This is a genomic window from Dietzia sp. DQ11-44, assembly GCF_014145205.1.
In the GTDB taxonomy this organism is placed as follows: Bacteria; Actinomycetota; Actinomycetes; order Mycobacteriales; family Mycobacteriaceae; genus Dietzia; species Dietzia natronolimnaea.
This window is the reverse complement of record NZ_JAALEC010000025.1, coordinates 1-20,724: the sequence shown is the minus strand read 5'-3', so window position 1 is coordinate 20,724 and position 20,724 is coordinate 1. Positions and strand designations below refer to the sequence as shown.

Genomic DNA, 20,724 nt, shown 5'->3' with positions numbered 1-20,724 from the left:
AGATCCCCGTGAACTACCGGGGCTAGCGGAGCACGCGGGCGAAAGTGGCGAACTAAGGACGGCTTGCCTTGTTGGCGAGTGGCACAGTTGTGGTCAGCGCGGCGGGCTTGGCTTAGCAAGATTCGCCCTGGGTTTCGTGGAGACCGTGTTCAGTTGAATTTCCACCAGGGTCTTGTCGCCCTGGATCTGATCGTAGAACGTCTCCTCGAACTCCGCGGGTGGAACGTCGCCGAGGTAGCCGTGAAGGCGGGCGGTGTTGTGCCAATGGACACAACCGAGGGTTGCGAGCTCGACGTTCTCAACCGTTTTCCATGGGCCGCGGTGGGCAGGACCGCGGAGTAGCCATGCGCTTCTCTATAGCCGTGGTGGTGGAGAACGAGGTCACCTACCTCACGCTGCCCGTGCCCGCCGACGGGGTAGTGATCTGGGGCAAGGGATTCGACGTGGCGCGACTCGGGCGCTGGGCAGTGTTACAGGACGCGGAAGTGCACTACTGGGATGATCTCGATACACACGGCTTCGCGATCTTGCATCGACTCCGGGCCCACCTTCCGCAGACCCGGTCCTTCCTGATGGACGCGGAGACCCTGCACGCCCATCGCGACCGGTGGGGGCGGGAGAACGCCCCGACCAGCGCAGCACTCGGCCGGCTCTCAGCGAAGGAGGCCGCCGTCTATGACGACCTCGTCTCCGATCGCTTCGGCGACCAGGTCCGACTGGAGCAGGAGCGAATCAACTGGGCCTGGACGCTAGACCAGCTGCCCTACGACGGGCCCGGATGAGGAACACTGGTATTGGGATGCTGGTTATACTCGTATATCGACGGAAGAGGGGTCATGACGGCTAAACAACTCAACACGAAGCTGGACGACCAGACCATCGCCCGTCTGGACCATCTGGCGCGCGTCACCGGCAGGTCCAAGTCGTTCTATGCGAGCGAGTTCATCCGCAGCGGGCTCGACGAGATGGAGGACTGGTACCTGGCCCAACACCGTCTGGAGGAGTTCCGGCAGTCAGACGACTCCGCCATCCCATTGGGCCAGGTGGACTGGACCTGAAGTGGCGTATCTGGTCGAGGTCACGCCGCACGTCCAGAAGGTCATCACCAAGCTCGGTCGTCAGGACAAGACTGCGCAGCAGAGAATCAGGGCATTCCTCGAGGAGCGAATACATGGGTGCGAAGACCCCAGGTACCTCGGTAAGGCACTTCGTGGCGACCAACACCTCTGGCGGTACCGCGTGGGCGACTACCGGATCATTTGCTCGATCGAGGATCAACGGGTAACAGTCCTCGTCGTTGATGTTGCGCATCGGCGTGAGGTCTACCGATAAAGATCGACTGCCCGTGACCGTCCGGGGGCAGAGCTGAGACACTGGACTCGGCCCGGATCACGGGTCACTTGCTCTCGCGCGGTCATTCCTCATTCTCGGGTCGAGCGCGCGACCGTCTGAAGGATTCACGTGTCCTCTCTTGTGCCGTACTCGGACCGCCCGTGAACACCGTCAGCTGGCGTGAGAGCGGTGTAGACCGCACCGTCGGCTGGCGCTCCGAGAACGCCGCACCTGCGCCGACTGGAATCGTCGTTATCGCCGACGACATCTCCGCGGACAAGGCCCTCCGAATCGCGCAGAGAGGCTCGAGCCTGCTGTGGCGGGGGGATTTCCAGAACGCCCGGCAGCTCATGCGCGCCCTCGACCGTCGCCTCGAGAAGCGGGCGTCCCGGGCACCGCAGTCCACCGACCCCGGCGAAGTCTTCCTCGCCAACCGGAAGGCGCGCGCGGAGCGTGCGGCGATTCTGGGAAAAATCCTGATCCCCCTGCAGCCCGATTACTCGATCAGCCTGCGCCGAGCGCCCGACGCGCGCGAGGCCTGCGCTCACGCCTACGTGCAGCCGGTCGATCAGCCCGCCGAGGTGTCGAGCGATTCCGTCGGCGAGGAGACTCTCGTCTCGCTGCCCGAGCTCCTCGGCGTGATCAGCGCCTACGAGTGGCACCGCAAGGGCATCGAGGTCGGGGCCCTGGGAGCTCGGATCCATCCCGCCCACGGCGTCTTCGCCCCCACCCGCGACGAGTACATCGACCTGGTCGCCGAAACCCCCTGGCCGCAGGGCATCGACCACCCCGTCGTGTGGGACATCGGCACCGGGACCGGGGTGCTCGCTGCCGTCCTGGCCCGGCGCGGGGCCCGAGAGGTGGTGGCAACCGACATCAATCCCCGCGCCGTGCAGTGCGCCCAGGACAACATCAGTCGGCTGGGGCTGGCCCACCGCGTGGCGGTGATACAAGCCGACCTGTGGCCCTATGACGACGACGAGGCGGGCGACTCCGGGCGGGCCGACGTGGTGGTGTGCAATCCGCCCTGGATTCCCGGACGGCCGACCTCGGCCCTGGAGCAGGGGATCTACGACCCGGACTCCGACGTGTTGCACCGTTTCCTCAGCGGGCTCGCCGATCACCTCACGCCGCAGGGCGAAGGATGGCTGATCCTGTCCGACCTCGCCGAGCACTTGGGACTGCGCACCCGCGAGGAGCTGCTCGGCCGTATCGACGCGGCCGGGCTGACCGTGGTCGGGACCCTCGAGACCACACCGCGCCATTCCCGCGCCGCCGACAGCGCTGATCCGCTGCACGCGGCTCGCTCGAAGGAGCGCACGATCCTGTGGCGGGTGGCGGCGAGGCGGAGCACGTAGAGCAGCCGGCGACACCAAGCGGAGCCGTCGCGCCTAGTCGAGGCGGAGCACCTACCGGGGCCGGCGCCCGCCGAAGGCCCAGACGAGGGCGTGCACCGCGAGCAACGGGGCGATGAGCACCACCGCGCCCCAGCCCGTGGTGGCGACGGGCATCCAGTCGTCCCACGATGCGCGCATGGCGCCGAGGAAGTCCCCGCGCTCGGACTCAGCCGACTCTGGTGCATCGTGCCCGGCGTCGGCGTCCCGGGAGTCGGCGAAGAGCCCTGCCACGTCCGCACCGTCCGCCGTGACGTAGAAGTCGGCGGGCCGAGGGGACTGCGAAGCGGAGTGCATGCCCGGGATTCGACGCCGGGGTCGCGGCGGATTGGGTGCGGTGCCTGGCGGCAGGGGAAGACCTCGTCGTCGTCGCACCAACTGCGGCCACCACCGCATTTCCGGCACGTAGGCTGCGCGGCGCCCCGCACCCCACCCGAGGCCGAGGATGCGATCCCATGGACAGCGTGACGGACAGGTCGGTTCCCTCCGCGTCCGGAAGAAATCCGACCGACCACGACCGCGCACCGCTTCTCCCGCCCGGACCCCCGCTGCCCAGGGCGATCCAGGGCGTGGGCTTCGGCCTCGCCCGGCGCAGAGTGCTCCAGCGCCTGCAGGCGAGGTACGGCAACGCCGTCACCGTGCACCTGCCCATCTACGGGCGCGCGGTGATGATCTCCGACCCCGCGTTGGCCAAGGAGCTCTTCACCGCCCCGCAGCAGTCGCTGACCAACGTCGACTCCAATCTGGGCAGGGTCCTGGGGGAGCAGTCGATGTTCGCGCTCGAGGGCACCGACCACCGTCGGCGCCGCAAGCTGCTCACCCCGCCTCTGCACGGCAGGCGCATCCAGGGCTACGAGGCGGTCGTGGAGGAGGAGACCCGGCGCGAACTCGACTCGTGGGTCGTGGGCCGCCCGTTCGCCTCCATGCCGTCGATGACCCGCATCACGCTGGACATCATCATCCGGACGGTGTTCGGCGCGCGGGACGACGAGCTCGTCACGCTGCGCCGCGTCATCCCGCCCATGGTGGAGGCCGGCTCGGCGGTGGTCATCACCCCGGAACTGCCGGTGCGCGTGGGCGCTGTGGGCGTGGGGTCGGTGGGCCCGCGCGGTCGGTTCGCCCGCTACAAGACGGTGTACGACGACGCGATCACCGCGCTCATCGCCCGGGGCCGCCGCGACGACCGACTCGACGAGCGCGACGACATCCTGGCGATGATGCTGCAGAGCACCTACGACGACGGCTCGTCCATGACGGACGAGGAGATCCGCGACGAGCTCACCGCACTGCTCGTGGCGGGACACGAGACCACCGCGACGACGCTCGCCTGGGCGCTGGAGCGGCTCAGCCGGAACCCCGCTGTGCTGAACGAGCTGGTCTCCGAGGTCGACGCCGGGGGGACCGACTACAGGCACGCGACAATCCTGGAGGTGCAGCGCAGCCGGCCGGTCATCGACCTCGCCGGACGCAACGTGCAGGCTCCGCACCTCGACCTGGGCCCGTGGCGAATCCCGCGCGGGTACAACGTGATGGTTGCGATCTCGCTGCTGCACGACGACAGCGTGCACTTCGCCGAGCCCGAGCGCTTCGACCCGACCCGCTTCCTCGACACCACACCACCGCCGGCCTGGCTGCCGTTCGGCGGCGGGACCCGGCGATGTATCGGCGCGGCGTTCGCGACGATGGAGATGGACGTCGTGTTGCGCACCCTGCTGAGCATGTACGAGATCGTCCCGACGACCGAGCGGGACGAGAAGTGGCACTCCCGCGGCGTCGCGTTCGCGCCTCACCGAGGAGGGAGGGTCACCGTCCGGCGTCGGTGACCCGGTGGCATCGTTGGCGGTCATCGCGTCGGATTCACGCACGTGACGGACGCCGGGTGAGCGATGATGGGAGCGGCGATCCGACCACGGATGACCACCAGTGACGACGAGGTGTACACATGGCCACGAACACTTCACCAGGTGCGACAATTCGCGCCGCGGACGGACATCAAAGCCCCGGCGAACCCACCCTCACCGGGCTGGCCTTCCAGGACAGCGGGTTCGACGGCCAGTTCCTCCGCGTACTGGACACCATCGCGTCGGGCGGAGCCGACATCGGCGAGGCCTTCATCACCGCTCGCAGAATCCCCGACGGGGACAGAGACGCCTGGAACCTCGAGTGGAACGCGCTCGGCGAACGGATTCTCGGGGAAGCGGAGAAGAGTCTCGCCTCCGGTCACCGGGTGAGCGCGCGTGAGGGGTTCCTCCGTGCGGCAACGTACTTCCGTATCTCCGGGGTCTTCATGTACGCGCCTCCGATGGATCCACGGTTCGTCGCGGCGAACGCTCGTCAACGGGATGCCTTCCGCCGGGCGATCGAGCTGATGGATCATCCCTTCGAGCAGGTCGCGATCCCGTACGAGTGGACCGAACTCGACGGCTACGTCGCGACCCCGCCCGGCCCGGGACCGTTCCCCACGGTGATCCTGGTCGGCGGATACGACGGCACGATGGAGGAGACGTACGTCGCCGGCGGTGTCGCGGCGTTGCGGCGCGGCTACGCCGTCCTCATGATGGACGGCCCGGGCCAGGGCGCGGCACTGGTCGAACGCGACCTGCACTTCCGACACGACTGGGAGGTGGTCGTCACCGCTCAGGTCGACTGGCTGGTCGCCCGCCCCGAGGTCGACGCCTCCCGGATAGCCGCACTGGGCCGCAGCTGGGGCGGCCACCTCGCGCCCCGCGCCGCCACAGCAGAGCACCGCCTCGCCGCCGTGATCGCCGACGCCCCGCAGTACGCCCCGGGAGCCAACGCCTCTCTGCTCCTCCCGGCGGAATACCGCGGCGACCTGGACACCGGGGACGTCGACGAGCAGCTCAACGAGGTGGTCCGCGCCGGGATGGCGCAGTCACCGGGGCTGAACTTCTCCGTGGGGAGAGGGATGCTCACGCACGGATGCGCGACCCCGGTCGACTACATGCGCGAACTGAGGTCGTTCACACTAAACGGCCTCGCGGACCGCATCGACTGTCCCGTGCTGCTGACCATCGGCCAGAACGACCCGCGCATCGTCGACGCGCAGAGTCTCTTCGACGCCCTCACAGCGCCCAAGACGATGATCGAGTTCACCAACGCCGAAGGTGCCGGTGAACACGACGAAGCGGGGGCGGCAGCGCTGTTCAGCCAGCGCGCGTTCGACTGGCTCGACACGGTGCTCGGCCGGTAGGGCCGCCGGTCGAAATCACCGATCCCGTACCTCGAAGTGGCGATCGCCACAGCAAACAGGGTTGCCGGCTACGCCCCTGCGTCTGAGACGGGGTTCCTCGCCTCGCCTCTGGTGCAGGGCGCGGTCTGTAGTCCGAGAGTTGGCAACGCCTGATCGGTCTCAACGTGATCTCACACGGCTCACTTGCATCCTTCGTTCTGGGGCCTTCAGTTCCCACGGGCGGCCGGTAACCTGTAGCTATGACGAGCACCGCCCCGACTCCCGAATCGCTCGCAATGCGCGAGCTGATCGAGGCGCGTGATGACGAGTTCCGTGCGCTCCTGGCGAAGTACGCGGCTACTAGACCAAGGCTGTTCGGTTCGGTCGCGCGTGGCACCGCGCAGGCGGGAAGCGACATCGACATCCTGGTGGAAATGGACCCGTCTGACGGCAATCTCTTGATGCGCGCCTCCGGTCTGTTAGAGGAAGTCCGTGCGCTATTCGGCCGCGACGATATCGACGTCTTCCCGTCGCAACTACTTAAGCGAGCGATCTCAGAGTCGGCGCTCCGGGACAGCGTCGCGTTATGAGTCGCGAGTCCGATCAGCGGATCGACGACATCCTGCGGGCCATCAATCGATGCCAGCGGTACGTACGCAGACTGGACAACCATGACATCGACCTCGTCCTCATGGCCGAGGATGCAATCGAACGGAACTTGCAGATCATCGGTGAGGCTGCGAACCATCTCTCGGCCGGGATCACAGATGCACACCCAGAGATCGCCTGGCCGCAGATCCGAGGGTTCCGCAACATCCTCGTTCACCAGTATTTCGGTGTTGAGGCTGACATTGTGCGAGACGTCGTGAAGACACACCTACCGCCTCTTGCCGAAGCGCTGAGTCAACACCAGCGTGGTCCTGAATCGAACTCCACGGTGTGACGGAACGCCTCTCGCGGGGTGCTGCCCGCACCGACCGCCCAGACAGTTGTGTCCGGCCGCCCTCCTAGACTGGCTGCACGACCCCTGCCGACCGCTGACCCGAGGAGACCGTGTGGACTACGCGGCGATCGACGCGCTGCGCGAACGACATCCCGCGTGGCGGATGCTCCGCGCCACCCACGCGCCGCTGCTGCTGTCGTTTCTCGGCCGGTTCTTCGTGGAGGAGGGACACGGTGCCAGCCCGGAGGGGGAGATCATCGACGCCCTCGACGACGAGCTCTACAAGCTCAATGCGGAGAATCCCGAGAACCCGCGGTTCAAGCGGGACGCAGCCGACTATCTGGCCGAATGGGCGTCCACCGACTCAGGATTTCTCCGTCGCTTCTATCCGCTCGGTACCGATGAGATCCACTACGACGCGACACCCGCGTTGGAAAAGGCCTACTCGTGGGTCCAGAGCCTGCACGCGCGGCCCTTCGTCGGCACCGAGTCGCGACTGCAGACCGCGATCGAACTACTCCGCCAGATCGCCCAGGGCACCGAGGTCGACCCCGCGATACGGCTCGCCGAGTTGCAGCGGCGCAAGCAGGAGATCCAGCGGGAGATCGAGCAGATCGAGGCCGACCCGGAAGCCGGACTGCTCGACATGACCGCCGTGCGCGACCGCTACCAGCAGTTCTCCTCCACCGCTCGCGAGCTCCTCGCCGACTTCCGCGAGGTCGAGGAGAACTTCCGCGCACTGGACCGCTCGGCTCGCGAACGCATAGCCACATGGGAGGGCAGCAAGGGGGACCTGCTGGAGGAGCTGGTCAGCGGGCGCAGTCGCATCGACTCCTCCGATCAGGGGCGCAGTTTTCAGGCGTTCTACGACATGCTCCTGTCCTCATCCGGCCAGGAGGAACTCTCCGCCCTGCTCGAGCGGCTCACCGCGATCGACGAACTGAAGGCGGACCGCAGCATCCGCACCGTCCACCACGGGTGGGCCGAGGCCGCCGAGCGCACCCAGCTGACCGTCCGTCAGATCTCCGAGCAGCTCCGCCGGTTCACCGACGACCAGATCTGGCTGGAGAACCGCCGCGTCCTCGACCTGGTCCGCGAGATCGAGGGGACCGCGTTGGCGCTGCGACAAGGCACACCCCCGGACTTCGGTCTCGAGTTGGAGCAGGCCGGCGTGGAGGTGTCGCTGCCCACCGAACGACCGCTGCACAGTGTGCGGCCCGCGTCCGAGGTGGACAGTCTCCTGCCACCGTCCGAGCAGGAGCATGTCGACACCTCCGTGTTGGCCGAGCAGGTGATCGTGGACCCCGCCCGCCTCGCCGCCAGGTTGCGCAACCTCGTCCCCGAACGCGGTACGGCATTGCTCGAGGACGTCGTCACCATGTACCCCGTCGAGCACGGCGCCGCGGAACTCGTGGGCTACCTCGCCCTGGACACCGACGACATCGAGGTGACCACCGACCAGCAGGAGGAGACGGTGATCGAGTACGAGGAGGCCGGCCGGTCGATGCGGGCCCGGATGCCGCGCGTCGTGGTGAGGCGCCGGTGAGCCCGGAGGAGAGGGCGGTCGCGACCAGCGCCATCCGCCTCATGCAGGGCGTCGTCTATCAGGAGTCGGACGCGTGGGAGGACCTCCTCCGCCACCGTGGCGCCGTCCGCGACCACTTCGCCGTGATCGGGCTCGACGTGGTGATCGACGACGACGAGGGCTACGCCTACCTGCGCACCAGCGAGCCGGAGGACGGTGACGAACCGCTCCCGCGGGTGATCAGACGCCGCGCGCTCACCTACGCCGACAGTCTCCTGTTGGTGCTGCTGCGCAAGCGGATGGTGGAGTTCGAGTCCGCCGGCGACCAGGGCCAGCTGGTGCTCACCCAGGACGAGATCATCGAGATGATTCAGCTCTTCCTCGCCCGCAGCACCGACGAGGCCCGAGTGCTCAAGCAGGTCGACACGTCCATCAACCGCCTGGTGTCCATGGGATTCCTGCGCCAGCTCAAGGGCCGGCGGGACACCTGGGAGGTGCGCCGGATCCTCAAGGCCTACGTGGACGGTCAGACCCTGTCCGACTTCTCCGCCAAGCTTGCCGAGTACGCCGACGGGGGTGCCGACGATGAGTGAGGGCCTGTTCTCCTCCGTCGACCTCGCGCCGCAGGGGCGTCCCGGTTTCCGGCTGGTCCGGCTCGAAGTGCTCAACTGGGGGACCTTCGACAAGCGCGTCTGGCAACTGGAATCGGATGGGGAGACCCTGCTGCTCACCGGCGACATCGGCAGCGGCAAATCCACTCTGGTCGACGCGGTGAGCACCCTCATGCTCCCCTCGCACCGGATCGACTACAACAAGGCGGCCGGCGCCGCACGCAAGGAACGCACTCTGCGCTCCTACGTGGAAGGCCACCACAGGACCGAGCGCAACGAGTCCACCGGCAGTGTCCGACCGGTGGGGCTGCGGGACCGACGGTCGTATTCGGTGATCCTCGGCGTCTTTGCCAACCAGGGATACGACGACGAGGTGACCCTCGCCCAGGTCTTCCAGCAACAGGACGCCACAGGACAACCCTGGCGACGCTTCGTGACCGCGGACCGGGCGATGTCGATCGAGTCCGACTTCACCGACTTCGGATCCGACCTGGGCGACCTGCTCAAGCGGCTCCGCCGAGACGGTGCCACGGTGGAGAAGGACTTCCCGCCCTACGGTCGTGCCATGCGGCGCCTGCTGGGCATCCGGTCCGAACAGGCCATGGAACTGTTCCACCAGACCGTCTCGATGAAGGCCGTGGGCGATCTCAACGAGTTCGTCCGCACGCACATGCTCGAACCCGCGGACGCCTCCGAGCGGATCGAGGGGATCATCCGGCACTTCGAGGACCTCACCCGGTCCTACGATGCCGTCCAACGGGCCCGAGCCCAACTCGAGGCACTGGAACCACTGGTCGCCTCGATCAGCCGGTACGAGAGCGCGGTCGAGCGCCTGGACCGTCTCCACGAGGAACGTGTGGCGATCCGCCCCTACTTCGCCGAACTGCGGATCGAGCTGCGCCAGGCGGAGATCGAGCGGGTCCGCGCCGAGGTCACCACCATCGCCGCCCAGTTGGAGCAGGTGCGCTCCGAGTCGCAGGCCCTCGGGGCGGAGCGGGACCAGCTCCTCGCGGCCCGGGCCGAGGCGGGCGGTAGCCGCATCGGCGAGCTGGAACGCGCAGCCCGCGACGCGGGCGCGCAGGCCGAGGAGCGGAGAACAAGGCGAGAGCGGTTCGAGGACGCCGTCGCGAGGGCCGGCCTCGACCCGGTCGGCGACGCCGCCGGATTCGCGGACCTCGCCGTCCAGGTCGGTCGGGCGCAGGCAGAGATCGAGACGCAGATCGCCGAGCTCAAGGAGCGGTACGACGCGCTGGTCCTCGGGCACGGTGAGGAGAAAGCGCAGCTCCGCGAGGTGCAGGAAGAGCTGGACAGCCTCGCGACCCGCCGCAGCAACCTGCCGACCGAACAACTCCAGGTGCGGTCCGCCCTCTGCGCGGAACTCGGAGTGTCGGAAGAGGAGCTCCCGTTCGCCGGCGAGCTTTTGGACGTGTCCGAAGAACACGCGCAGTGGCGGGGAGCCGCCGAGCGCGTGCTGCGCGGATTCGCGGTGTCATTGTTGGTGCCGCAGCGGTACTACGCGGACGTCGCCGAATGGGTCAACGCCCGCCGGCTGACCGCCCGGCGCTCCGACGGTCGCGAGATGGGGGTCCGCCTGACCTACGAGCGGGTCCCGGAGCGGCACCTGCCCTTGCAGCGCCCCCATTCCGACGGACTGCTGCTCGCCGACACGGTGGAGATCGCCGACACACCGCTGCGCGGGTATCTGAGCAAGGAGTTGTTCGCCCGGGCGGACCATCTCTGCGCCACCACGGTGGAGGAGTTCCGGCACGCCGAGCGGGCGGTGACTCGCGAGGGCCAGGTGCGGTCCAGAAATCATCACGTCAAGGACGACCGGCGGTCCGCGGCCGATCCCCGCGGCTGGGTGCTGGGCTGGCGCAACGATCAGAAGATCGCCGCACTGGAGGAGCGGCGCGGCGACCTCACCCGTTCAGTGGAGCGGCTCGCCGCCCAACTCGAGTCGGTGTCGCGGGAGCAGAACGAGGTGGGGGAGCGGCGCACCGCGCTCTCGCGGGTGGCGGACTATCCCTCGTGGCGGGATCTCGACTGGGAGGACGCCCGGTCGCGGGCGGATGCCGCCGATGCCGAGCGTCGTCGCCTGCTCGAGGGCAGTAGTGAACTGGCCGAGATCGACCGACGCGTGGCCGAGGTCGACACACGAGTCGGCGAACTCAGCCAGACCAAGGACACTCTCGGCGAGGCGAAGGGCAGTGGAGAAAGCCGCATCGTCCAGGAGAGCAGTCAGATCGACCGCGACCGGCGCAGCCTCGACGAGCTGACGGCGGATATCCGTACGGCGGCGGCGGGCATCTACCCCAGACTCCGGTCACGACAGGGCCGCGCGGGGTCGACGACCGCGGATCAGGCCGAACTTCACGAACGACGACTGTCCGACGAGATCGACAAGGAGACCGGCCAGACCCAGCGCGAACTCAACGGCTACACCACCAGTCTGCAGCAGGGTATGGCGGAGATCCGGCGACGCTGGCCGGAGCAGACCACCGAGATGGACGCCTCTGTCGACGCGCGCGGGGAGTACATCCGCTTCCACGCGCAGGTGGCCCAGGACGATCTGCCGCGCTTCATCGCGGAGTTCGAGGAGCAGCTCAAGAAGAACGCCATCCGCGAACTCGCCGGCTTCCACAACTGGCTGCAGCGCCAGGCCGACGATATCCAACAGAAGATCGAGAAGATCAACGAGGCTCTCGGCGCGATCGACTTCAATCCCGGACGCTACGTGCGCCTGGATCGGGAGAACACGGTCAACCAGGATGTGCGGGAGTTCCGATCCGACCTGCGAGCGGTCACCGACGACACCCTCGGCGGCGACGACCGCTACTCCGAGCAGCGGTACCAGGAGGTGCGGGCGATCCTCGAGCGACTCCGCGGCCGGGAGGGCCACAGCGAGACCGACAAGACGTGGCGGGCGCGAGTCACGGACGTGCGCAACTGGTACACCTTCTCCGCCTCGGAGCGCGACCGCGAGACCGACGAGGAGTGGGAGCACTACCGCGATTCGGACGGCAAATCGGGCGGCCAGAAAGAGAAGCTCGCCTACACCATCCTCGCGGCGTCGCTGGCGTACCAGTTCGGCCTGGAGTGGGGCGCGGAGAAGGCCCGTGACTTCCGCTTCGCCGTGATCGACGAGGCGTTCGGCCGCGGCTCCGACGCCTCCACCCGGTACGCCCTCGAACTGTTCGCCAAGCTCGGCATCCAGCTGCTGATCGTCACACCCCTGCAGAAGGTGCACGTGATCGCACCATATGTGCGCTCCATCGGGTATGTGGACAATGTCGAGGGCAGGTACTCGAGGCTCGTCATGATGTCCACAGAGGAGTACCACCGCCAGCGTGGCGGAGCGTGATGGTCGCCGGCGCGCGGAAATGGGCCACACCGGAGACGGTCCGCGAGAAAGTGCACAGGCGGTGGGTCGACGGCACCCTTCTCCGTGCTTTCGCCCGCGGGGAGGCGCTCATTCCACTCGAGGTCCCACTGGGAGGTCCGAGAACGTCTGAGCTCGGTGAGCGCTTCGGCGAGGTGCAGGAGTGGATGGCCGCCCTCGAGGCCGGCAGTCGCGACGGCAGCCGATACACGCTGCGGTACACGGCGGTAGGCGGCCGGAAATTCGGACGCAATCAGATTCCCACGCACGCTCTGGTGACCCGGTTCGACCAGGCATGGGCACTGCTCGGAGTCCGGGCACAGGTCACCATCTTCGAACAGATGCTGGCAGCGGCCCCGGATGCTCCGGTGCGGGACTGGGTGCTCGCCAGACCCGTCGCGGCGCTCGACCATGCGCAGGTGTGGCCGCAGATCCTCGCGGCGTACCGCTGGCTCGATGACTCCCGCGGGTCGGGCAGGTACCTGCGGCAGATCGATGCCCCGGGAGTGGACACCAAGGTCGTCGAGAGTCACCGGACGGTGCTCGCAGGACTCCTCGGAGTCTCACGCAACGCCACCTCGTTCCTCCACGACCTGGGCCTGCGCACCAAGCCCGAGTACGTCCGGTTCCGCATGGCCGGCACCGTCGCACCGGTGTCGGTCACCGAACTGTCTCTTCGGCCGGAGGAACTCGACGGTCTCGGCATGTCCTTCACCACGGCCGTGATCGTGGAGAACGAGATCACCTACCTCACGCTGCCCCTCCCGGACGACGGCGTGTTGATCTGGGGGAAGGGGTTCGACGTGGCCCGCCTCGGCCGCTGGGACGCCCTGCGGGAGGCCGACGTGCACTACTGGGGCGACCTCGACACACACGGCTTCGCCATCCTCCATCGCCTGCGCACGCACCTGCCGCGGGTGCGGTCCTTCCTCATGGACCTCGAGACCCTCCACGCGCACCCTCAACGTTGGGGACAGGAGGCCTCACCCACCAGCGCGAGACTCGATCGACTGACGGCGGCGGAGGCGGCGGTCTACGACGACCTGGTCTCCGACCGCTTCGCCGAACGAGTGAGGCTGGAGCAGGAGCGGATCGACTGGGCCTGGGTTCTGGACCGGTTGCCCTACCGGACAGGTGGCACATGAACGCCACTCGATCGTGTGCACCACTGGTCGAAAACCCAACACCTCGTCGTCACTAGACACTCGCCTTCCTGACCGGCACATACGCGCGGCGCCGGTCGTTCCCGCTGCCGGTCGGTCGGAACCGTCCCGGTGTGCGAGGTGCCGGTAGCCTAAAAGCTATGGGTGTCGCTGCCACGAACGCCACATACGACCTGCCGGAAGAGCAGGCCGTGCTCGACGTGCTGCGTTCTTTCGGCGTACGGCGGGCTCGGCTGTTCGGAAGTGCGGCCCGCCGCGAGTTGACGCCCACGAGCGACATCGACCTGCTCGTCGAGATGGACGGTCCGGTCGACTACGGGGCGATATTCCGGCTGTCCGAGGCTCTGGAGAGGGTTGCGGGCCGACCATTCGACGTCCTCACGTCGATCAAGGCACAGTTCCGGCCGTTCGTGGAGCCTGAACTGGTCGAGCTCGCGTTATGAAATCCCCGATCCCGTACCCCGACATGGCGGTCGCCGCTGCTCAGAGGGCTGCCAGTTACGCCCCTGCGTCTGAGGTCGAGTTTCTCGCCTCGCCGATGGCTCAGGACGCGATCTGCATGCGGCTGCAAGAGGTGGGGGAGAACCTCTCCAAGATCCGTCGGCACTGTCCGGACTTTTACTCAGCTCACCAGTCCGAGGGTTGGCATCGCCTGATCGGCCTGCGCAACGTGATCTCACACGGCTACGCCGAAGTTGACCTGCGCGTTGTGTGGACGATCATCGATGTGCATCTGGGTCCCCTAGCCGAGGAGTTGAAGGCTCTGTTGGCCACGTCGTGACCCCGGGTCGCCGTCATGCCCCACAGGCGGTCGGTATGCGGCCCGGCCAGGCTTGATACGAAAGCAGAGTGATCCGCCAGGCTTACGAGAGTGGCCACCTCGTCGTCGTCATCTAGGACTTCGATTCGGAAGTGGGAGTTTACAACTCGCCCGTTTGACCACCCATATGAACGGCCAGTACAACACGCCCCTCCGGACGGCGGGGGTGGCTCGGCGGCTGGGGTGCAACAGTCTGCTGATGGGGGAGAATCGGTCTCATTGGTCATGCCAAGACGACCGATGTGGAATGGATTGGCCGGTCTCGTCAGCGCGACCGCCGACAGGGCCGTTGTTCAGATCGAGTCTTCGGCGCCGGGCTCGGCACAGAGCAGGAAATGCGCCACGATCAGCGGCGCGATGACGAACAGTGCGCCCCAGCCCGTTGTCGCCACGGGACCCAGTTGTCCCACCACAAGCCGGTGTCGCGAAGGTAGTTCGGTCTGTGCCAGCGCTGTGACAAGAACATGTCCGGTATTCGCCTGCTGCGGGTACTCCGAATGGGGACGGTGCGGTCGGGCTATCCCAGCGCAGCCCACTCACTCTTGGGTAGGTTGGTGATCCACCAGCCCGCGCCCCAACCCAGGAGGCAACCTCAGCGTGCAGATTCCCACCGCAGAATCGATGACCGGCGACGCGGATACGAGTCCGCAGACGACTCACGACCCCAACGAGACACGACGCGACCCTTCCAAGGGCTACGTGGCGCTACTCGGCTGGGCGCCGAACGCGGTCGACGCGGTGGATAGATTCGATCGCCGCTACGTCGTGGTGGCCCCGGAGTGGGCGGCGGACTACTGCAGGCAGCACAACATCCCGTTTGTCCCGTGGGACTTCGAGCGACTCAACGACCGGTCCATGGAGATCGCCGAGACGCTCAAGGACATGGGCGTCGACGTGGCGATCCCGCTGTTCGAGGAGACCGTCGAGTGGGCGGGCGCCATCAACTCCATGCTCATGGACAACCCGACGCTGTACGGCCAGTCGCTGCTGCTGCGGGACAAGGCGCTGATGAAGCGCCGCGCTCAGCTCGGCGGGATCCGCGTGGGGATCTTCGAGGAGGCCCACGAGCGCGACGACGTGATCCGCTTTCTCAAGCGCGTCAACCAGACGCTACTCAAGCTCGACGGCGACCCCAACGACCCGATCCACCTCAAGGCCTTCGACAAGGCCGGCTGCCTGGGGCACCGCGTCATCCGCACCCCGGACGAGGTCGACACGATCCCCGACGAGGAGTTCCCGGTCCTCATGGAGTCCCACCTCGACGGCTGGGAATTCGCGGTTGAGGCGTGGGTGCACAACGGCAAGATCGTGTTCCTCAACATCTCCGAGTACGTGACACTCGGGTACTCGGTGTTCGTGCCGGCCTCGCCGGAACTCGAGAAGTACCGGCCGGAGATCACGCGGCAGATCGAGAAGCTCATCAAGACCTTCGACATCAAGTTCGGGTTCGTTCACCCGGAGTACTTCGTCACCAGCGACGGCGAGATGTACTTCGGTGAGGTGGCCTACCGTCCGCCGGGGTTCAAGGTCTTCGAGCTGCTCGAGCGCGCCTACGGGTTCAACGCCTACCAGGGCCTGGTGCTCGCGTTCGACCCCAAGACCACAGAGGAGGAGATCACCGCGTTCTTCCCGCGCGAGGTGGTCGACGCCACCGGGCACGCGGGCTGCTTCGGTGTCTACCCGCGGCGACGTGTGGTCTCCACGCTCGAGATCCCGGAGGAGACCGAGGACCACGAGTACTTCGAGTCCCACGAGCTCACCGCACCCGTAGAGGAGACCGTCACCAAGCGGACCGCCTTCGGCACCCACTGGGGGCTGGTCTATTTCTTCGGCGACGACGCCTACGAGATGCGGACCCTCCTGGCACGCCAGGAGGAGCTCGACTTCTACGTGTGACGGGCCATCCGCTCCGACGACGTAGGTACGGTACCGGGGGCGGGCACCCTCGCCCGGAGATCTGGAGAGTGAACCCAAGTGGCTAACGATGAGCCCGACGCGACGCGAGTACTCGACAAGCGGGTGGCCTCTCTCGTCGACGCGACAAGGGCCCTCGCCGACGCCGGGGATGTGGGCAAGTCCACGCCGAAGCGGCGCGTGCTCGACGGCCTGCGCCTGGTCCTGCTCCAGGACGGTGGCGCGCGGGCCGTGCAGTCGATGGCACAGGAGCTCGAGTCCGCCGGACTGTACGAGGGGACGGACTGGGCGTCACCGAGCTCACTGGTCCCGGCGCTGAGCACCGGGTCGCTCCGCAGCCCCAACGCCGACACGGCGGTGATGGAGATCGTCAGCGACCTCCGCCTGGTGGCGGTGGCCAAGGGGGAGTACGCGCACCCCGACGTGTCGGCGGAGGAGGCTCTGCAGCACCTCAAGGAGGTCCTGGCCGCCAACGCCTCGCTGCTGTTCACCGCGGCCACCGAGGCGGAGCGGGTGCAGCAGGGCCGGATGGCCAAGGTGACCCGCACGTCGCTGACGCACATCGCCGAGTCGATCGGCTACGACACCGTCCTCGACCAGCTGGTCGAGGAGATCTGGCGGATCCTGCGGCAACGCCCGATCCAGGTCGACCACATCAAGGAGACCATCACCCAGATCGCCGTCGCGCGCCACGACCCCGAGGTGGACACCAGCACCGGCGGGTTCGGCGTCGACCGGCTGATCAGCTGCATCTACGGCACCACCGAGGCGAGCCGGGAAGACCCCGGGGTGGACATCTACCGCTCCCGCCTGGAGTCGATGGACGAGGGGGCCCTGCAGTACGAGGCCGCCGGCTTCGCGCGGTCGATGCACGACACGGGACTGGTCTCGGCGTACCACCCCGTCCTGCTGCGGTTCCTGCGCGAGAAGGGCAGCTTCCTGCTCAGCGAGGCGCTCGGGCTGTCGAGCACCGGCCGGGAGAGCCTGCTGTGCTTCCACGGACTCGTCGATGCGCTGATCGACGCGGCTGTTCACCCCGAGACCGCGCAGTCGGTCTACGGACTGGCGTTGCTGCTCGAGCGGGGGATCCTGTTCCAGCCGGCCGTCGCGCCCGCACTGTGGCGGCTGTTGGCCCTGCCCCTGTCGGACTACGCGAACGAGCGCCTCGCGCTGGCCTACGGCCCGGCCCACCCGGGGAGGATCTGGCTGCTGTCCGGGACGCTGTCCATGCTGGGCCAGCCGCTGGGCGTGGGGCAGGGCGACAACCCCACCTGCCAGTCCGCCCGCGCGCTGTCCATGTGGGCGTACAACGACCCCGACTACCTGCTGCAGACCATCGCCTGGGCGGCGCGGGACAACGAGGTGGTCATGCACTTCGAGGGCCGCCCACTGTCCTCCCGCGGCCTCGATGCGGGCCTTGCGGAGACGCTCCCCCTCGACCTGGACCCGGTCTCCCTGCTCGTCGTGCCGCACCTGGACCGGATCTACGCCGAGATGGGCCGGCTCTGCGCCGACCGCGAAGGCGACCCCCACCGCTGGGTCAACCCCGAGTTCCACGGCTGGTGGGCCGCGCGGGGATTCCGCATCAACGTGGACGTGGAGTCCGGCCGGCTGACCGGGCTCGAGGACTTCCTGCGGCACTTCTACGGCAGCTACCACCCGTTCCACAACGGCAACCAGCCGCTGATCCACCCTCAGCCCGCCGGCGTGGCCGTGACCGACAGCTCCGCGCGGTTCGTGGGCTGGCACGCCATCACGATCCTGCGGGTTGCGCTGGATCCGGACGAGACCATGCGCGTCTACTTCTTCAACCCCAACAACGACAGCGGCCAGGACTGGGGCAACGGCGTGGTGGTGAGCACCGCCGGCAACGGCGAGCGGTTCGGCGAGTCGTCGCTGCCGTTCGAGGAGTTTGCCTCGCGGCTCTACATCTTCCACTTCGACACCCTCGAGCCCGGCGAGACCGGGTCGGTGACGGCGGAGGAGATCGCCAGGGTGACGGACCTAATCCACCACAGCTGGGGCGCGGATCGGCTGCCGGAGATCTGAGCCTGGCTCGGCTCTGACGCGAGCCCCCTGGCGTCGGCCCTCTCTTCGCGAGCCCCCCGCGACGTGTGCGGCGTCTTCAGTCCATTCCGGGCGCGCGAGTCGCGGGAGGGCGTGCACTCGGAATGCGTACTTAAGAGAGGCAGAGGATCTGCGCGGCTGAGGGCGGCTGTGGCCCATCGGTAATGATTAGAGTCAAGCCGAAGGTAAGAGAGCATGTTCCTGCGTCCTAATTTGTGATACGTTTTCGGAGTGAAGGTCGTGATCTACGCCTCCGCGCGCCGACACGGCATCACAGACGCGGAGATCAGGGCCGTCCTCGAGCATCCGATCGTTCGATATCGACTAGCTCCACGCACGGGGCCTCAGGCGAAGTTGCTTCGTATGGTCGGAGACCCGGACGGCGGAGCTCTGATTGAGGTCGTGGTCGACCGGGTGGGCGGAGAGGAGCTACACGTGTTTCACGCGATGCTTCTGACCGCGGCAGTGGCGCGCGAAGTGCTCGAGGCCACCGGAGGGAACCTTGACTTGTCCGACGGCGTCAGCCGTAGTCAGAGGACGCAGCGGGAGAAACGATGAGCGAGACAGGTGATCGTGAAGCGCATTATGCGCGTCTCGCGGACGCCGTAGAGGCTGGCGAGTACGACGTGATCGATTCCCCGGCGGAAGTCCGCCCGGACTACCGTCACGGTCGGCCCCGGCGAGGGGATGCGGTCGAGGAGACCCGTCCGCTCGCTGTTCGACTCACTGAGTCCGATCGGCGCCGTCTGGCCGACTATGCCGACCGGACAGGGCAGCCGATGAGCGCCGTCATCCGAGCGGCCATCGATGAGTACCTCGGTAAGCACCCGGCCGCCTAGCGTGCTGCCGGAGATCTAAACCCGACGCGCCGCCCGCGGCGTACTCCGGCAGGGTGCGCGTCTCCACTTCGCCACGTCGGGCGGTGCCGATCCCGGTCATGCGTCGATTGTGCCCCACCGGCCCGCCCGCTCCAGTAATGGTGGTCACATCAGCAAGCCTGTCGAAGATCCTGCAGTACAGTGCGATGGTTCCCGTGCGCGCCGTCAGGCCTCGCCGGGCTTCCCACTTTGTTTCGCCCCGTAATGCCTAAGGATTCCCGTGACGACTGAGTCATCCGCCGCTGCCTTCTCTCCAGCCCAGCCCGACCCCGCCCTCGGCTCCGCGCCACTGCCCGCCGCCACCAAGCGGCTAATCGCGCTGCTCGTGGCCGCGGCGTTCGTGGTGATCCTCAACGAGACCATCATGTCGGTCGCGATCCCCGAGCTGATGGGGGAGTTCGCCGTCACCGCCGCCACCGCGCAGTGGCTCACCACGGCGTTCATGCTCACCATGGCCGTGGTCATCCCGTTCACCGGGTGGATGCTCATGCGATTGCCGCTGCGGACGGTGTTCATCATCGCCATGACCACCTTCACCCTCGGCACCCTGCTGGCCTCGCTCGCGCCGGTGTTCGTAATCCTGGTCGCCGGCCGGGTGGTGCAGGCCGTGGGCACCGCGATCATGATCCCGCTGCTCATGACCACCGTGCTCAACGTGGTGCCCGCGGACCGTCGCGGCCGCACCATGGGTGTGATCTCCATCGTGATCGCCGTGGCCCCGGCCATCGGCCCCACCGTCGGCGGCCTGGTGCTCGACGTGCTGAGCTGGCGCTGGATGTTCTGGTTCGTCCTGCCCATCGGCGTGCTCGCGCTGGTGGCCGGCGCCACGCTGATCCGCAACGTCACCGCCACCCGCGCGATCCCGCTCGACATCCTCTCCGGCGTGCTCTCGGCCGTCGGCTTCGCGGGCCTGATCTTCGGCCTGAGCTCCTTCGGTGAGGCCGCCAACGACAACGCGCTGGTGTCCCCGTGGGTGCCCGTGCTCGTGGGCGTGGCCGCGCTGTCGGTGTTCGTGTGGCGTCAGCTCGCGCTGAAGGACTACGCGCTTCTCGACGTGCGGGCCTTCACCTTCCGCACCTTCACCGTCAGCCTCTCGCTGATGCTGCTGTCCATGATGGCGCTGTTCGGCACCCTGATCCTGCTGCCGCTGTACATGCAGCAGGTCCTGGGCACCACCACCCTCGAGTCCGGCCTGGCGTTGCTGCCCGGCGGTCTGCTCATGGGTGTGCTCGGGTGGTTCGTGGGTCGGCTCTTCGACCGCATCGGCCCGCGCCCGCTGATCATCCCGGGCTCGATCCTGGCCGCCGCCGGCCTGTGGGGCATGTACGTCTCATTCTCCGCCGAGTCGTCGCTGGCGATCGTGGTGGTGTGGCACATGATCCTCAGCGTGGGCCTGGCGCTGCTGTTCTCGCCGCTGCTCACCTCGGCGCTCGGCTCGCTCCCGCCGCACCTGTACTCGCACGGCTCCGCGCTGCTCAACACGCTGCAGCAGGTCGCCGCGGCCGCCG

Annotated in this window: 19 protein-coding genes and 1 pseudogene; 18 read left to right on the top strand and 2 right to left on the bottom strand. The window is 67.5% G+C overall.

Annotated elements, in window-relative coordinates; all coding sequences use genetic code 11:
- Positions 1–192 precede the first annotated feature (192 nt).
- A pseudogene (locus G6018_RS17235) lies at positions 193–365 on the bottom strand (IS3 family transposase); the annotation flags it as partial.
- On the opposite strand from G6018_RS17235, the gene G6018_RS00740 reads away from it, so the two are divergent.
- From G6018_RS00740 to G6018_RS00725, 4 genes are all read left to right on the top strand, one after another.
- Positions 345–782, top strand: coding sequence for a DUF2220 domain-containing protein (locus G6018_RS00740; protein WP_182609777.1), 438 nt, complete (start codon positions 345–347; stop codon positions 780–782). The pseudogene G6018_RS17235 and the gene G6018_RS00740 sit on opposite strands and share 21 nt — an antisense overlap.
- A 54-nt stretch (positions 783–836) precedes the next feature.
- Positions 837–1,058 (top strand): ribbon-helix-helix protein, CopG family, encoded by a 222-nt coding sequence (locus G6018_RS17230; protein ID WP_182609776.1) that lies wholly within the window; start codon positions 837–839, stop codon positions 1,056–1,058.
- 1 nt (position 1,059) lies between these two features.
- Positions 1,060–1,332, top strand: a complete 273-nt coding sequence (locus G6018_RS00730) for a type II toxin-antitoxin system RelE/ParE family toxin (RefSeq protein ID WP_182609775.1) — start codon at positions 1,060–1,062, stop codon at positions 1,330–1,332.
- Positions 1,333–1,493: 161 nt separating this feature from the next.
- On the top strand, positions 1,494–2,690 hold the full coding sequence (locus G6018_RS00725; protein WP_182638471.1) for a class I SAM-dependent methyltransferase: 1,197 nt from the start codon (positions 1,494–1,496) through the stop codon (positions 2,688–2,690).
- Positions 2,691–2,741: 51 nt separating this feature from the next.
- Here G6018_RS00725 and G6018_RS00720 read toward each other — a convergent pair whose 3' ends face one another.
- Positions 2,742–3,023 (bottom strand): hypothetical protein, encoded by a 282-nt coding sequence (locus G6018_RS00720; protein WP_182638470.1) that lies wholly within the window; start codon positions 3,021–3,023, stop codon positions 2,742–2,744.
- Between the two features lie 158 nt (positions 3,024–3,181).
- On the opposite strand from G6018_RS00720, the gene G6018_RS00715 reads away from it, so the two are divergent.
- From G6018_RS00715 to G6018_RS00645, 14 genes are all read left to right on the top strand, one after another.
- The gene (locus tag G6018_RS00715) at positions 3,182–4,549 is read left to right on the top strand and encodes a cytochrome P450 (RefSeq protein ID WP_241731039.1); all 1,368 of its coding nucleotides are present in this window, start codon (positions 3,182–3,184) and stop codon (positions 4,547–4,549) included.
- Between the two features lie 119 nt (positions 4,550–4,668).
- Positions 4,669–5,937: an alpha/beta fold hydrolase gene (locus G6018_RS00710; protein WP_182609771.1), complete on the top strand. Its 1,269-nt coding sequence runs from the start codon at positions 4,669–4,671 to the stop codon at positions 5,935–5,937.
- 239 nt (positions 5,938–6,176) lie between these two features.
- Positions 6,177–6,506 (top strand): nucleotidyltransferase domain-containing protein, encoded by a 330-nt coding sequence (locus G6018_RS00705; RefSeq protein ID WP_179525747.1) that lies wholly within the window; start codon positions 6,177–6,179, stop codon positions 6,504–6,506.
- A complete protein-coding gene (locus G6018_RS00700; protein WP_179525746.1) occupies positions 6,503–6,859 on the top strand; it encodes a HepT-like ribonuclease domain-containing protein in 357 nt (118 codons plus the stop codon). The genes G6018_RS00705 and G6018_RS00700 overlap by 4 nt, the downstream gene beginning before the upstream one ends.
- Before the next feature lie 112 nt (positions 6,860–6,971).
- Complete coding sequence (locus tag G6018_RS00695; protein WP_179525745.1) at positions 6,972–8,405, top strand: DUF3375 domain-containing protein; 1,434 nt, start codon at positions 6,972–6,974, stop codon at positions 8,403–8,405.
- Positions 8,402–8,977 (top strand): DUF4194 domain-containing protein, encoded by a 576-nt coding sequence (locus tag G6018_RS00690; protein WP_259845141.1) that lies wholly within the window; start codon positions 8,402–8,404, stop codon positions 8,975–8,977. The genes G6018_RS00695 and G6018_RS00690 overlap by 4 nt, the downstream gene beginning before the upstream one ends.
- The gene (locus G6018_RS00685) at positions 8,970–12,356 is read left to right on the top strand and encodes an SbcC/MukB-like Walker B domain-containing protein (RefSeq protein WP_182638469.1); all 3,387 of its coding nucleotides are present in this window, start codon (positions 8,970–8,972) and stop codon (positions 12,354–12,356) included. Before G6018_RS00690 ends, G6018_RS00685 begins: the two co-directional genes overlap by 8 nt.
- Positions 12,356–13,519: a Wadjet anti-phage system protein JetD domain-containing protein gene (locus G6018_RS00680; RefSeq protein WP_182610910.1), complete on the top strand. Its 1,164-nt coding sequence runs from the start codon at positions 12,356–12,358 to the stop codon at positions 13,517–13,519. Before G6018_RS00685 ends, G6018_RS00680 begins: the two co-directional genes overlap by 1 nt.
- A gap of 158 nt (positions 13,520–13,677) precedes the next feature.
- The gene (locus G6018_RS00675; protein WP_182610911.1) at positions 13,678–13,980 is read left to right on the top strand and encodes a nucleotidyltransferase domain-containing protein; all 303 of its coding nucleotides are present in this window, start codon (positions 13,678–13,680) and stop codon (positions 13,978–13,980) included.
- Positions 13,977–14,318, top strand: coding sequence for a DUF86 domain-containing protein (locus tag G6018_RS00670; protein WP_182610912.1), 342 nt, complete (start codon positions 13,977–13,979; stop codon positions 14,316–14,318). The genes G6018_RS00675 and G6018_RS00670 overlap by 4 nt, the downstream gene beginning before the upstream one ends.
- 660 nt (positions 14,319–14,978) lie before the next feature.
- Entirely contained in the window at positions 14,979–16,253 is a 1,275-nt protein-coding gene (locus tag G6018_RS00665; RefSeq protein WP_182610919.1) for an ATP-grasp domain-containing protein, read from the top strand.
- 78 nt (positions 16,254–16,331) lie between these two features.
- Entirely contained in the window at positions 16,332–18,320 is a 1,989-nt protein-coding gene (locus G6018_RS00660) for a hypothetical protein (RefSeq protein WP_182638468.1), read from the top strand.
- 249 nt (positions 18,321–18,569) lie between these two features.
- Positions 18,570–18,896: a hypothetical protein gene (locus G6018_RS00655; protein ID WP_182610914.1), complete on the top strand. Its 327-nt coding sequence runs from the start codon at positions 18,570–18,572 to the stop codon at positions 18,894–18,896.
- A 540-nt stretch (positions 18,897–19,436) separates the two neighbouring features.
- The coding region (locus G6018_RS00645; protein WP_182638467.1) for a DHA2 family efflux MFS transporter permease subunit at positions 19,437–20,724 on the top strand (1,288 nt) is incomplete at its 3' end.